Source organism: Roseibium sp. R5 (genome assembly GCF_055755305.1).
The window spans coordinates 3,141,462-3,154,240 of sequence record NZ_CM146910.1 but is presented as its reverse complement, the minus strand read 5'-3'; the positions used below and the strand labels follow the sequence as shown (position 1 = coordinate 3,154,240).

Annotated in this window: 12 protein-coding genes and 1 riboswitch; of the genes, 5 read left to right on the top strand and 7 right to left on the bottom strand. The window is 54.8% G+C overall.

Going from position 1 to position 12,779, the window contains the following annotated elements; genetic code table 11:
• Positions 1-7: 7 nt before the first annotated feature.
• The 4 genes from AC0J4F_RS14805 to AC0J4F_RS14790 form a co-directional block, all read right to left on the bottom strand.
• Entirely contained in the window at positions 8-901 is an 894-nt protein-coding gene (locus tag AC0J4F_RS14805) for an NAD-dependent epimerase/dehydratase family protein (protein ID WP_473023859.1), read from the bottom strand.
• 12 nt (positions 902-913) lie between these two features.
• Positions 914-1,768: a glycosyltransferase gene (locus AC0J4F_RS14800; RefSeq protein WP_473023858.1), complete on the bottom strand. Its 855-nt coding sequence runs from the start codon at positions 1,766-1,768 to the stop codon at positions 914-916.
• 7 nt (positions 1,769-1,775) lie between these two features.
• Complete coding sequence (locus AC0J4F_RS14795; RefSeq protein ID WP_473023857.1) at positions 1,776-2,996, bottom strand: NAD-dependent epimerase/dehydratase family protein; 1,221 nt, start codon at positions 2,994-2,996, stop codon at positions 1,776-1,778.
• Between the two features lie 152 nt (positions 2,997-3,148).
• Entirely contained in the window at positions 3,149-3,436 is a 288-nt protein-coding gene (locus AC0J4F_RS14790) for an acylphosphatase (protein ID WP_473023856.1), read from the bottom strand.
• 208 nt (positions 3,437-3,644) lie between these two features.
• Between AC0J4F_RS14790 and AC0J4F_RS14785 the strand changes: the two genes are divergently transcribed.
• A complete protein-coding gene (locus AC0J4F_RS14785) occupies positions 3,645-3,917 on the top strand; it encodes a hypothetical protein (RefSeq protein ID WP_473023855.1) in 273 nt (90 codons plus the stop codon).
• 21 nt (positions 3,918-3,938) lie between these two features.
• Here the strand turns inward: AC0J4F_RS14785 and AC0J4F_RS14780 are convergent, their stop codons facing one another.
• Positions 3,939-4,871, bottom strand: a complete 933-nt coding sequence (locus AC0J4F_RS14780) for a DMT family transporter (protein WP_473023854.1) — start codon at positions 4,869-4,871, stop codon at positions 3,939-3,941.
• 56 nt (positions 4,872-4,927) lie between these two features.
• Positions 4,928-5,079, bottom strand: a riboswitch (FMN riboswitch).
• A 428-nt stretch (positions 5,080-5,507) separates the two neighbouring features.
• On the opposite strand from AC0J4F_RS14780, the gene AC0J4F_RS14775 reads away from it, so the two are divergent.
• Positions 5,508-7,100, top strand: a complete 1,593-nt coding sequence (locus AC0J4F_RS14775; RefSeq protein WP_473023853.1) for a putative bifunctional diguanylate cyclase/phosphodiesterase — start codon at positions 5,508-5,510, stop codon at positions 7,098-7,100.
• Between the two features lie 73 nt (positions 7,101-7,173).
• Here the strand turns inward: AC0J4F_RS14775 and AC0J4F_RS14770 are convergent, their stop codons facing one another.
• The gene (locus AC0J4F_RS14770; protein WP_473023852.1) at positions 7,174-9,186 is read right to left on the bottom strand and encodes an acetyl-CoA carboxylase biotin carboxylase subunit; all 2,013 of its coding nucleotides are present in this window, start codon (positions 9,184-9,186) and stop codon (positions 7,174-7,176) included.
• Positions 9,187-9,410: 224 nt separating this feature from the next.
• Between AC0J4F_RS14770 and AC0J4F_RS14765 the strand changes: the two genes are divergently transcribed.
• The 3 genes from AC0J4F_RS14765 to AC0J4F_RS14755 all read left to right on the top strand — a co-directional run bounded on the left by AC0J4F_RS14765 (position 9,411) and on the right by AC0J4F_RS14755 (position 10,902).
• The gene (locus AC0J4F_RS14765; protein WP_420337251.1) at positions 9,411-9,884 is read left to right on the top strand and encodes a hypothetical protein; all 474 of its coding nucleotides are present in this window, start codon (positions 9,411-9,413) and stop codon (positions 9,882-9,884) included.
• A 116-nt stretch (positions 9,885-10,000) separates the two neighbouring features.
• The gene (locus AC0J4F_RS14760; RefSeq protein WP_209173824.1) at positions 10,001-10,480 is read left to right on the top strand and encodes a hypothetical protein; all 480 of its coding nucleotides are present in this window, start codon (positions 10,001-10,003) and stop codon (positions 10,478-10,480) included.
• A gap of 122 nt (positions 10,481-10,602) precedes the next feature.
• Positions 10,603-10,902, top strand: a complete 300-nt coding sequence (locus AC0J4F_RS14755; protein WP_209178370.1) for a hypothetical protein — start codon at positions 10,603-10,605, stop codon at positions 10,900-10,902.
• A gap of 113 nt (positions 10,903-11,015) precedes the next feature.
• Here AC0J4F_RS14755 and AC0J4F_RS14750 read toward each other — a convergent pair whose 3' ends face one another.
• Positions 11,016-12,548 carry an acyl-CoA carboxylase subunit beta gene (locus AC0J4F_RS14750; RefSeq protein WP_133946886.1) on the bottom strand — a complete coding sequence of 511 codons (1,533 nt, stop codon included), beginning with the start codon at positions 12,546-12,548 and terminating at the stop codon, positions 11,016-11,018.
• Positions 12,549-12,779 lie beyond the last annotated feature (231 nt).

The window sequence follows — 12,779 nt, the reverse complement described above, 5'->3', positions numbered from 1 at the left end:
TTCTGTTTTAACCCGCTGGTGTTTCGGTTTGGGCAGGCGCAGGCAATGACCGGATGAACCTTTCCAGTTTAGCCTTGCCGCCGGGAGACCAGCCGAGCCTGACCAGTTTTGCGACATCCATCACGCCCACTGGTCCCGGAGCGCGGATCGGCAAGTGCCACTCAAGGCTGAATGTTTCCTTGTAGATCTTCAAAAGGTCCTGAAGATCGAGCAGCATGTCGGACGCATTGAACACATCAAAGACGGGCTCGCTGTCGCCGCGCTTTTCCAGTAGAAGTGCAACCGCATCTGCCAGATCTTCGCCATGAACTTCCGTGCCAACCCGGGGAATCACGGCATCGCCTTTGGCGAAATCGTCCAGCACTTTTGACCATTTGTGGGTTTCCAGGCCCGGAGGGCACCCATAAACGCCGGTGGCCCTGATGACAGTGCCTTTGAAGCTGGCATCGCTCAGCACCTCAAGAGCCAGTTCACCGGCATATTTGACCTTGCCGTAAAAGCTGTCCGGGTCGACAGGCGCCTCTTCCGTCAGAACGCCCCATTCGCCGGCACCGGCATAAACCGCGCGGCTGGACAGGAACACACACTGAGCGACACCAGCAGACTTTGCCGCCTGGAACAACGCCTGCGTTCCTTCGACGTTCCGGTCAATGAACCCATGGGGGTCATCCCCCTCCCCATCGCGGTACTTTCCCGGCACATGGGACAGGGCACAGTGGATCAGCGCATCGGCTGCGGGGAGTTCAAACGCCCGATCATCGAGATCCCATTTGACATATCTGTCTGCCGGATTGTCGGACGGCGTGCGTCCGAGGCACGTGAGCTGGTGGCCATCCTGGCGCAAACGGTTGGCAATAAACCGGCCGAGTTGCCCCGTCGCTCCGGTGATAAGAATATGCATTGATCGACTTTTCTAGTTCTGTGCGGGCGGTGACGGCAGATTGGCGAGTGTTTCACCAACATTTCGCCCCTCATAAAAGGCCTGCCACAGATCAATCAGAGGGCGCAAGAGATCTGACCGCGCGTGGTCCGTTTGCCACGGCTTTTCATACTGGTAGTGCAGAATGTGGATCTGGTTCCAATCCCAGAGGTCAGGCAGATTGAACCAGACGTACTGCAGCATGTTGCAGAACACCGGAAGGCCATGCCAGTCGGGAAAATAGCTTTCCAGAAAGGTCTGGTCCGTGCGGCGCCAAAACGCCTCCGGGGCATCCAGCTTCTGGAGCATATCCGCATAGGTTGACGCATTCGGACGGGCGGTGAAAACGCCGCTGTTCATCCGGTGAAAGTCGCCCAGCGCCTCATAGACATTCGGGGCGGCACAAAACTCCGGATACCCAAACAACTTGTCGCAATTCTGCAGGACGAGGGCATCGGCATCAATGAAAACCACGCTGTCATAGTCTTCCAGTTGCCACAGGCGCATTTTGACGAAGTTGTCGAGCGGGGTATGAAACACCGGCTTGCCGCCCTTAGTGAACGGCGCCGCCCTGTGCAGTCGTCCCCGCTCGTGCCGCTCATTAAACGCGTCTGAAGTTGGCAGGCGGTCACAGCGGCCAAGCCTCGGGGAGAACTCGCGGAGCGCTTCCAAATCGCCCGGGTCGACACCCGGCGTATAGAGCACCACGAGGTCTGCCTGCGTTCCACTGAGCCGCAAGGAGCGCAGGAGCGCGGTTGCACCGAGCACATAATCAGCATTGGTCACCAGCGTCACATAGGCGTGTCGACTATATGCCGCGTTCTCAAAGACCGGATGATCGCTTGCCATTGGGCCTTCAAGAAACAGATTTTAGACGCGGATGCTCCGGATCGCGTTCGATGTCCACCGCAATCTCCTTCGTCCAGGCAGAGACGGCCGGAACCCGGCTGCGGTCGATCCGGTAGGCGTAGGCCTTCGCCACATCGACGACTTCGCTCAGCAACCCATCCTCCAGCTTGATCGGGTTGAGGCCCAGTTCCAGAAATTGGTCGTTTTTAACCACCAGATCGTTTTCCGGCGCTTCCTTGCGCGGGTTTGGAAGATAGGCGATCTTTGCGCCGGTCAACTTGGAAATGAGCTCGGCCAGATCGCGCACGCGGTGGGTTTCGGTCATCTGGTTGAACACCATCACCCGGTCGCCGCGGTCCGGCGGGTTGTCCAGGGCAAGCTCGATGCAGCGCACCGAATCCTGGATGTGAATGAAGGCCCGGGTCTGACCACCGGTGCCATGAACCGTTAGCGGATAGTCGATCGCCGCCTGGATCAGGAACCGGTTGAGCACGGTGCCATAGTCGCCGTCATAGTCGAAGCGGTTGATCAGCTGCTTGTGCTTGCGGGTCTGCTCTGTGTGCGTTCCCCAGACAATGCCCTGATGCAGGTCCGTGATCCTCAAGCCATCGTTCTTGGCGTAGAACTGGAACAGGAGCTGATCGAGACACTTGGTCATGTGATAGATCGAACCGGGATTGGCCGGATACAGAATTTCCTGGCTGGCGGTTGCGCCAGACAAGGTCTCTACGTCAACGCTCAGGTATCCCTCCGGAATCGCCGCGCCAACATTGGAATACCCGTAAACGCCCATGGTGCCGAGGTGAATGAGGTGGGCGTCCAGATCGAGTTCCACCATGGCATTCAGCAAGTGGTGCGTCGCATTGACGTTGTTGTTGACCGTGTAATTCTTGTGTTGGTCGGATTTCATTGAATAGGGCGCGGCGCGCTGTTCGGCAAAATGAATAATCGCATCAGGGCGCTCTTCGGCGAGCCATGCCTTGAACACCTCATAGTTCTCGGCAATGTCAATCAGATGGAACCGGATCGTGTTGCCGGTTTCCTGTTTCCAGATCCGGGTCCGCTCCTGAATGGAATCCATCGGCGTCAGTGATTGAACACCGAGTTCAGCATCGATCCAACGGCGGCTCAGGTTGTCGATGATGTGGACTTCGTGGCCCTTGTCGGACAAATGCAGGGACGTCGGCCAGCCAACAAACCCATCGCCACCAAGAATTGCAATCTTCACCTGACCACTCCTGCATTCGTTCCGATGGACCTGTTCCACCGTCATGATTGTTTCATATGTGAGATCAGATGATTGCGATAATTCAATGACAGTTCAATGCATTAATTTGAAATTGATACATACGGAAAGAGATTGGACACTTCTTCCACATGCTAAACTGTTTCGCGGACAGTGAAACGTCCGGTAGCAGGCTCAACCGGTTCGAGATCGGATACAGACGTGACCCGGGCAAGCGCAGGACCGCGCCAAAGGGCGTCCATCATGTCAACCACCGTATCGGAGGGACCGGATATAACCGCCTCAACGGCGCCGGTCTTGAGGTTCCGCGCCCAACCGGAAAGGTTCCGCGCTACCGCCTCCTCGGCGCACCAGGCCCGGTATCCGACACCTTGCACCCTGCCCTCGATCAGGAGATGGACGGTCAAAGGATCCTGGGTCATCGGCACTTCCTTATTCCAAAAGCGTTACCTTGGCTCAGAGCCTAGAGTATTGCGGATCGTTTCATACCTGCAATGGGGCTTTATGCAGCAAAAACAGCGCAGAATTTCCGAGCCACTCTGCCTTCAGAAGAACATTTGCCTTTATGCTGGACAGCCAACGACCTACATCCAGCCAAGCCCGTAATAAATGAAAGAGGATCTCATAGGCGTGACCACACAGAAAACACTCAACATCCGCGTGCCCAAAGATCCTTCAGAAGCGATCACAGCCATTGTTGCTTATGCTGGAATTGCAAAGAGGCTGCATGTGGAACTCAGTACGCATGCAGAAGCGATTGGACTGGATCTGGATCAGGTCAAAACCGACCTCATCAATGAAGCGAAGAAGGCGGTTCCGCATGGCGATTTCTCGGGCAACGAGATCAGAAACTACAACATCATGTTCGAAGCCATCGATACGATCTTCAAGCCGATCGACTGATATGGACTGTCTCTGAGAGGCTCACGTGGTCTTTGGCGCGGCATTTCCCCGCCTCTGCTCATCGAGCATCACCAGGAGCGATGCCCCCACAATGACGAGAGCACCCGGCCAAAACGCACCGGTTGGCGCAAAGCCGAAAGCAATGAAGCCAACGGCAATGTTGAGCGGCAGCTTCAGATGGTCGAACGGCTGAACAAAGGTCGCGTCCGCCTTTTGATAGGCCAGCGTCAAAAGATAGTTCGCAAGAACGGTCAAGAGGCCGGCCCCAACGAGCAGGACGAGCGCCGCGCCACTGACGACAAGGCCTCCATCGGCGAAGGCAAGCACCGCATTCACGGGCGTCAAAAGGAGCAACAGATAAAGCGTAATGGAATCCGCGGCCTCTCGCTGTGTCAGCTTTTTTGTCACAAGCGACGTTCCTGCCCAAAACGCAGCAGCAGCGACAGGGAGCAAAGCGCCCCAGTTGAACGCCTGTGACCAGGGCTCGAGGATCACCATCCCACCTGAAAAGCCGGCAATGGTCGCGAGCCATCGCATCCAGCCAACCTGTTCCCCGAGAAAGATCCGGGCGCCAAGAATGACGAAAAACGGCGACGTCATCACAAGGGCGATCGCCTGCCAGATTTCCACGCGCGCCAGGCCGGCAACCCACAGCTGAATGCCAATGACGGCCAGGAAAGCTCGCAGGAGGTGCAATCCGAGCTGTTGTGTTTTCAAGGCGGTTCGTCCGCGCCGGAGCACCCAGGGAAGCGCAAAGCCGAGTCCAAGCGCATATTGCCAGAAAGCTGCCGACGTTGACGGCACACCGAGCCGCATCGTCGATGCCTGCAGGGCGCCATTTACGAGCGCAAATGAGGCGCCTGCGCCGACCATGGCAAGCGCTGCCAGCACTGGCTGCGCCTGAAGTGAGGAGGATTTGGTGTCCATCGTCTTCAAGTCCGTTCCAGTTTTCATCCAGAACAGTCTCAAAAAAAACCAAAAAGCTGCACCGCTTGAGAGAAGCGGCCCAGCTAAGCTCTCTATCATCCGGACTATAACCGTCGGCTCCGGCGTCTCACCGGATCTGCTGACCCTTGGCAAACATGGACTACCAAGGCGCTCGCGGGCTCCAGGTTTCCCTGATACCGCCGGAGGGGACTTTCACCCCGCCCCGAGAACTGTTCCTGAAATCCGTATTTACCCGCCTCAACCGATCGGCGCAACGGCTGCGGGCCGGAAAATTCAGTATTACTGAAAACAAAATCTGAGGCGTTTCCATCAACCACCACCTCAAGCCCTATCTCAAGTTGTTCTTACAGCTGAAGTAGGCTTTGTGAAACGAATTCTAGAAATCATGGCAATGAAAGTGGCGACGCGTGAAACCAGAAAATATTTAGAACATCACTCGCCAATAAATTAATTCATCGTAAATAGAAATTCAGAAATAAATAGAAAACAATGCATTTATTAATAGAAATAACCCTTATTAGCCCCTCAAAACAAAAAAATTATGGAATTTATACATGAATTTTGCGAGAATAAACAATTTTGAAACCTTTAGAATTCTCACTGTCAATATTCACAATAAGGGGCGAGTGGCAGAACATCGTCATGAGCGAAAAACCGTCGATGAGAACAAGATTTATATGGGAAACAAGCGCGTCACTTCTGGCGTTTGTCGCCCTTGCAACTCTGTTTTCATCGATCGATTTGTTTGAATGGCTTTATGAATTCTCACGCGCTCATGAAGACTACGAGTTGGATGACGTGTTTGCAGCGTTTATGGCGTTGCCTGCAATATTGCTGATCATCGTGGTCCGCCGGCTCGTTGACTTAAAGCGCGAAATGGCTTTGCGTGTGAATGCCCAAGAAACAACGCGCCATCTTGCGTCGGTCGATCCATTGACCGGTCTGGCAAACAGGTTTCAATTTTTCATAGACATCAAACAGACACTCAGCTTTGGCCTTAGAAAAAAGGCCTGCTACGCACTGTTCCATATCGATCTGGACCGCTTTAAGCAGATCAACGATCGTTATGGTCCAGTGGTCGGTGATGGCGTTCTCAAGCAGGTTGCAAACCTCATTGAAGATCGGCTTGACGACCAAGACCTGCTTGCAAGAGTAAGCAGCGATGAGTTTTTACTTCTTAAGCCATACAAGAGACGATCGGATGTCACGGATCTGGGACAATACCTTGTCTCATTGCTTGATCGGTCGTTCCAGTATCAAGGAGTTGAGCATTCCGTAACGGCTTCGATTGGCATCGCAATAAACGACGATTTTACGCCTCAGAACTATTTGAATTCCGAACGTCTGATGACCAGCGCAGACATTGCGATGTTCACGGCAAAATCCAATGGCCGGAACAGATGCGAGGTCTATCATCCGACCATGCGGCAAAAATTCGAAGAGCAGACGATCCTGGGCGATGACCTGATCAGAGCATGTGAGCAAAAAGAGTTCGAAGCTTTTTTTCAACCACTTGTTGATGCGCAAACATTTGACGTCGTTGGCGCCGAGGCGCTCGTCAGATGGCGCCATCCAACAAGAGGTCTTCTTGCACCGGCAGAATTTCTGGACACAGCTGAGACCCTTGGCCTCATCAGCCAGATCGACCAAGCCATGCTGGAAGAAGCCATAAAGATCCGTCACAAGATTGAAGCCAGCGGTCTGGTCGCACCGCGAATATCCGTCAACATATCTGCAGACCGGCTGAAATCACCGCTGTTCTTGCACATGGTTCGCAACATAAATGTGGATCCGGCGTCACTAATCTTCGAAATCAGTGAAGCTGTCACCTTTGACACACTTGATGACATGTCCCGATACAACCTTGAAGCACTCGCTGAACAAGGTTTCGAAGTAGAGATTGATGACTTCGGGTCCGGACGTGCCTCCATCCTAAGTCTTCTTGAGATGGAACCGAAACGCCTGAAAATCGACAGGAACCTCATCGCTCCCATTATTGTGTCTGAAGGCTCCCGCAAACTTGTAAAAAGCGTTGTCGATATGGCCACAGCTCTCGGTGTCGAAGTGGTTGCCGAGGGTGTCGAAACCCTCGAACACGCCAACATCCTTGCAGCACAAGGCTGCCGCCTTTTGCAGGGGTATTATTTTGCCACCCCCATGCCCTCTGATCATTTCATCCAATTTCTGCATGAGAAATCAGGATCGAAACAGGCTACTTCGGAACTGAGCGCGTAAGCCCGGATAACGGACAAAAAACCCGCCGTGTTCGCGGCGGGTTCTGTGTGTTCAGCAACATTCACGTCGTGTATCAGGAGAACTCCATTATTACGGCATCGACCGCCAGGCTGTCGCCCGGCTCTGCTTTGATGGCAGTCACGACACAGTCCCGCTCGGCACGAAGGACGTTCTCCATCTTCATGGCTTCAACGATGGCCAGCTGTTCGCCCGCTTTGACTTCCTGACCTTCACTGACGGCGATAGACACGACCAGACCCGGCATCGGGCACAGCAGCATCTTGGATGTGTCCGGCGGAAGTTTTTCCGGCATCAACTCATCGAGTTCGGCAACACGCGGCGTCATGATCTTTGCTGTTACGGAATAGCCCTGCCAATCGAGGCGGTAGCCACCACGAACCGGACGGACCTGAACAGTGATGTCCTTGTCCCCGACGCGGCCGCTCCAAAGTGCAGCGCCCGGCGCCCAATCCGATTCCACATTGACGACAGGCCCGTCACCAATCGCGACATCAAGCTCAATCGGCGTTCCCGGATAACCGGCGGCAAGACGAATGGGAACGTAGGTCTTGTCCAGCTTGACCACCCAGTCTTCGCGGATCGCACCGGAGTGCGGCCGCAAACGGCCAGGAAGATGGTCGAGACGTTCGCGCTCAATCGCCGCCATGGACAGCGACACGGCCGCCAAAACGCCCCGCGCTTCGTCATCCGGCTCAGCCGGGAAAAAGCCGTCCGGGTATTCATCTGCAATGAAACTGGTCGCCAGTTCACCGGACCGCCAACGCGGATGGTTCATCAACGCTGTTAGGAACGGCACGTTGTGCTGAATGCCGTCAACGTAGTACCCGTCCAGCGCCTTGCTCATGGCGTCAATCGCTTCTTCGCGGGTCGGGGCATGGGTGATCAGCTTGGAAATCATCGGGTCGTAGAACATGGAGATCTCCGACCCCTCGACCACACCGGTGTCATTCCGGATGGTCAGCCCATCGCTTTCCAGTTCCTCCGGCGGGACGTAGCGCACGAGCCGGCCAATTGAGGGCAGGAAGTTCCGGTAAGGATCCTCGGCATAGATCCGGCTTTCCACGGACCAGCCGTTCAGCTTCACGTCGTCCTGTGCGATTTCAAGTTTCTCGCCATAGGCTACGCGGATCATCTGCTCGACCAGATCGACCCCGGTGATCAACTCGGTAACCGGGTGTTCCACCTGAAGTCGGGTGTTCATTTCAAGGAAGAAGAAGCTCTTGTCCTGGCCAGCCACAAACTCAACGGTGCCCGCGCTGTCGTAGTCAACGGCTTTCGCCAAGGCGACCGCTTGTTCGCCCATGAGCCGGCGTGTGTCTTCATCCAGCAGCGGCGACGGCGCTTCTTCAATCACCTTCTGGTTCCGGCGCTGGATCGAACACTCTCGCTCGCCCAGATAAATCGCGTTGCCGTGTTTGTCGCCAAGCACCTGAATTTCAATATGGCGCGGGTTCTCGATGAACTTTTCAACGAAGACGCGGTCATCGCCAAAGGAAGATGCAGCTTCTGATTTGGACCGGGTGTAGCCGTCACGTACTTCTTCGGCGTTCCAGGCGATCCGCATCCCCTTCCCGCCACCGCCGGCCGAAGCCTTGATCATCACCGGGTAGCCGATGTCCTCTGCGATCTCGACGGCTTGATCAGGTGATTCAATGACACCGAGATATCCTGGAACCGTGCTGACTTTCGCCTCGTTGGCAAACTTCTTGGATTCGATCTTGTCGCCCATCGCTTCAATCGCGCGCGGGTTCGGACCGATCCAAACGATACCTTCCTTTGCGAGCGCCTCCGGAAAGCTTGCCCGCTCAGACAAGAAGCCATAGCCGGGATGCACAGCTTCAGCACCAGTCTCCTTACAGGCTGCGATGATCTTGTCAGCAATCAGGTAGGATTCAGCAGCTGCCGCCGGACCGATGTGAACGGCCTCGTCGGCCATCTCAACGTGCAGAGCATTCCGATCGGCATCTGAATAGACCGCAACGGTTTTGATTCCCATCTTCCGCGCCGTCTTGATAACGCGGCACGCAATCTCACCCCGGTTGGCGATCAGTATTTTCGAGAACATGCAATTCCACCCAGCTGGATCTGTTTTCTGAGTTGTAGGCCGGTCCCCCCCTCCAGTGCAACTTATCCAAAGGGTGGTCAGACGATGTGAGAACCATCTTTTTATGGCCGTTCAGGCAAAACAATCGATAGGTTTGGATCACGGTCTATTGCGGCAAGGCACTGATTTTCCTTTTTCTTAACAAATATATTGCAAATTCTACCATGTATTTGGAGGAAGACGACGTGGTGAAAAAACTAATAACATCACTGCTCATCGGATTTGCCCTGACGAGTTCTGTTCAGGCGAAAACGATCGAAAAGTGGCATGCTGGAGAAGTCGATGGCTTCACCCGCTATTGGACCACAAACAACATCGGCGCGAGTTTTGTCGTTTGGTGCCATCCCCAGCGTCCAGTCAACGGCACTTTGTTGCATGTCGTCATTGACGGCAAAACACCCACTCCAAACACACGCATGAAGCTGATCATCGACAACGAGATCATGGAAATTCCGGTCAACGAACAAGGATATATCGACACAGGATGCGCAACCTGTGCCGACACGTTCGAATATGTCTGGCACCGGCTTCGCGCCGCAACGGCCATTGCGGTGAAGTTCAAGGACGACAGCTACGCCGGCTTTTCGCTCAAAGGTGCGAAAGAAATTTTACCGGCAAATGTCTGCCCGACTGACTGGCAAAAAAAGCAAGCGTCATGAGCAGCATCTCAGACAAGAGCGGTAAGTGTCATTTCAAGGCGTTTCTACTCAGCGGAATTAGCTAAAATTTAAGACAACCCTCGGTATTTTCAGCAGTGCATACATTGGGGCTCCGGATGTTCACTCGCCTGTTTCTAATTGCAATGTTTATCGGTCTTTCCGTCACGCCGGGCGTTTCGGAAACCGTGGGCAGTTGGCACAGTGAAAAGGTGAATGGCTATCAGCATTATTGGACCAAGAACAAGCTCGGTTCGCGGTTTTCAATTTGGTGCCCTGATAGCAAGAAGGCCGTGCTTCCACTAATCAGTATTGATATTAAGGGGCGTCTTCCGGTCCCGAGAACCTTGATCCGGGTCGAGCTTGACCACCGCTTGATCAAATTTACTGCCGACAGAGACGGGTACATCCGCCCGGACTGCCCTGCCTGCGCCGACAACATGCGGTATTTCTGGCAGCTTCTTCGTAACTCAGCACGTTTTGCCGTCCTGTTCGACGAGGATCGGCGGTATGCGGGCTTTTCAACCCGCGGCGTTGGCGAAGTGATCCCGCCAACGGTCTGTGAACCGGACCCGGGCCTTCAGGCCAACCACCAATAGGTCTTCATCCCGTAAAGCAAGACAATCCGTGTTGCCGGTCACATGTCCGGCGGCTTGATCGCGCTATACTACTTCCTACCAGGCCTGCAAAGTGCGGTGCCTGAAACACGCTGGAGGTTCGTATGAAGCCGCATGCCCTACTAATCCCCGCCGCTGTTCTTTCGCTTCTGTCAGCCGCGAACGTTGCAGAAGCTCGGCCGGATCTACGCCAGATGACCTGTGCCCAGGCACAAAATATGGTGCTTAGAAACGGAGCGGTGGTCTTTACGACAGGCCAGTACACTTATTCCAGGTTCGTCGCGAACCTCAGATATTGTGAACGTGATAAAGCCCTAGCACCGCAGTATGGCGCAACGCGTGACAATCCGCAGTGTTATGTTGCTTTTGAATGTAAAGACCCGGATCTGCTTTTCATCGATTGAGACACCGCGGCCACGGCCAACTTTTGAAGAGACGACGGCAATAAAGCCAGCCTAAAAAACAAAAACCCGCCAAGTTTTTTCTCGGCGGGTTTGAGGCTAAACATCTTTCGCAATCAGAGCGGAATGTTGTCGTGTTTTTTCCAGGGCGTTTCGACTTTTTTGGCGCGCAGCAAAGCCAAGGCTTTCGCGACACGTCGGCGGGTCGAATGCGGACGGATCACATCATCGATGTATCCACGCTCGGCTGCGACGAACGGGTTTGCAAACCGGTTCTCGTAGTCTTGCGTGCGCTTCTGGATCTTTTCCGGATCCCCCAGTTCAGAGCGGTAGAGGATCTCAACAGCGCCTTTCGCGCCCATCACGGCGATTTCCGCCGTCGGCCAGGCATAGTTGATGTCGCCGCGAATGTGCTTGGAGCTCATGACGTCATACGCTCCACCGTACGCCTTGCGGGTGATAACCGTGACCTTCGGCACTGTCGCCTCGGTGTAGGCGAACAAAAGCTTCGCGCCGTGCTTGATCAGACCGCCGTACTCTTGAGACGTACCGGGCAAGAACCCCGGCACATCGACGAAGGTGACAATCGGAATATTGAAGCAATCACAAAACCGGACGAAGCGGGCTGCCTTGCGGCTTGCATCTGAGTCCAGAACACCGGCCAGAACCATCGGCTGGTTCGCAATCACACCGACGGTGCGCCCTTCGATGCGGCCGAAACCGGTGATGATGTTGCCCGCAAAGTTCTCCTGGATCTCGTAGAAGTCCCCCTCATCGAGGGTCTTCAACACAAGCTCTTTCATGTCGTAAGGCTTGTTTGGATTGTCCGGGATAAAGGAGTCGAGGCTCATGTCGATCCGGTCCGGATCGTCGTAGTTTGTGACCTCGGGCAGCTCTGCCTGATTGTTCATCGGCAGGAAGTCGATAAGACGCCGCATCTCCAAAAGCGCCTCAACATCATTGTCGAATGCACCGTCGGCGATTGAGGATTTGGTTGTGTGCACCGACGCACCGCCGAGTTCTTCAGCTGTGACCGTTTCATTGGTCACGGTTTTCACAACATCCGGTCCGGTGACGAACATGTAGGACGTGTCGCGGACCATAAAGATGAAGTCGGTCATTGCCGGCGAATAAACGTCACCGCCCGCACAGGGGCCCATGATCAGGGAAATCTGCGGAATGACGCCGGATGCCTGAACATTGCGGGTGAACACCTCGCCATAACCGCCCAGCGCCGCAACCCCTTCCTGGATCCGCGCACCGCCCGCATCGAAAAGACCAATGATCGGTGCCCGGTTCTGCAGAGCCATGTCCTGCAGTTTGACCATCTTTTCAGCATGGGCCTCGGACAGGGACCCGCCGAAAACAGTGAAGTCCTTGGAGAACACGTAGATGGTTCGGCCGTTGACCGTGCCCCAGCCGGTGACAACGCCGTCGCCAGGAATGTGCTGCTCGTCCATGCCGAAATCGGTGCAGCGGTGCTGCTTGAACATGTCGAACTCTTCAAACGAGCCTTCGTCCAAAAGGATTTCGATCCGCTCCCGAGCGGTCAGCTTGCCTTTGGAGTGCTGGGAATCGATGCGCCGCTGGCCGCCACCCATCTTGGCCGTTTCCCGCCGCTGCTCCAACTCCACCAGAACGTCTCTCATCTGGGTCTCCCAATGTCTTTGTCTTGTTTGGTCCTAGCATGCCCTCCGAACCCGGCAAAGTCAGCACAAGGGAGAATGGCAGGTGTGATCCCGCAATCTGAATTCGGCGCGATTTGGTGAGCTATCCGCCTTCCTCCGCCCGCAGCCTCATCAATTTTGCCTAGAAATTAGGCAGAATACGCCGGTAAATTGACCTTGGGTTGTCAGATCCGGCCTGCCATCCTAGTCTTA

Bases quoted from the DNA above. Each gene is read 5' to 3' on its own strand.
- AC0J4F_RS14805 (WP_473023859.1), bottom strand. From the start codon at position 901: ATGCATATTCTTATCACCGGAGCGACGGGGCAACTCGGCCGGTTTATT.
- AC0J4F_RS14800 (WP_473023858.1), bottom strand. From the start codon at position 1,768: ATGGCAAGCGATCATCCGGTCTTTGAGAACGCGGCATATAGTCGACAC.
- AC0J4F_RS14790 (WP_473023856.1), bottom strand. From the start codon at position 3,436: ATGACCCAGGATCCTTTGACCGTCCATCTCCTGATCGAGGGCAGGGTG.
- AC0J4F_RS14780 (WP_473023854.1), bottom strand. From the start codon at position 4,871: ATGAAAACTGGAACGGACTTGAAGACGATGGACACCAAATCCTCCTCA.
- AC0J4F_RS14775 (WP_473023853.1), top strand. From the start codon at position 5,508: ATGAGCGAAAAACCGTCGATGAGAACAAGATTTATATGGGAAACAAGC.
- AC0J4F_RS14770 (WP_473023852.1), bottom strand. From the start codon at position 9,186: ATGTTCTCGAAAATACTGATCGCCAACCGGGGTGAGATTGCGTGCCGC.
- AC0J4F_RS14760 (WP_209173824.1), top strand. From the start codon at position 10,001: ATGTTCACTCGCCTGTTTCTAATTGCAATGTTTATCGGTCTTTCCGTC.
- AC0J4F_RS14755 (WP_209178370.1), top strand. From the start codon at position 10,603: ATGAAGCCGCATGCCCTACTAATCCCCGCCGCTGTTCTTTCGCTTCTG.
- AC0J4F_RS14750 (WP_133946886.1), bottom strand. From the start codon at position 12,548: ATGAGAGACGTTCTGGTGGAGTTGGAGCAGCGGCGGGAAACGGCCAAG.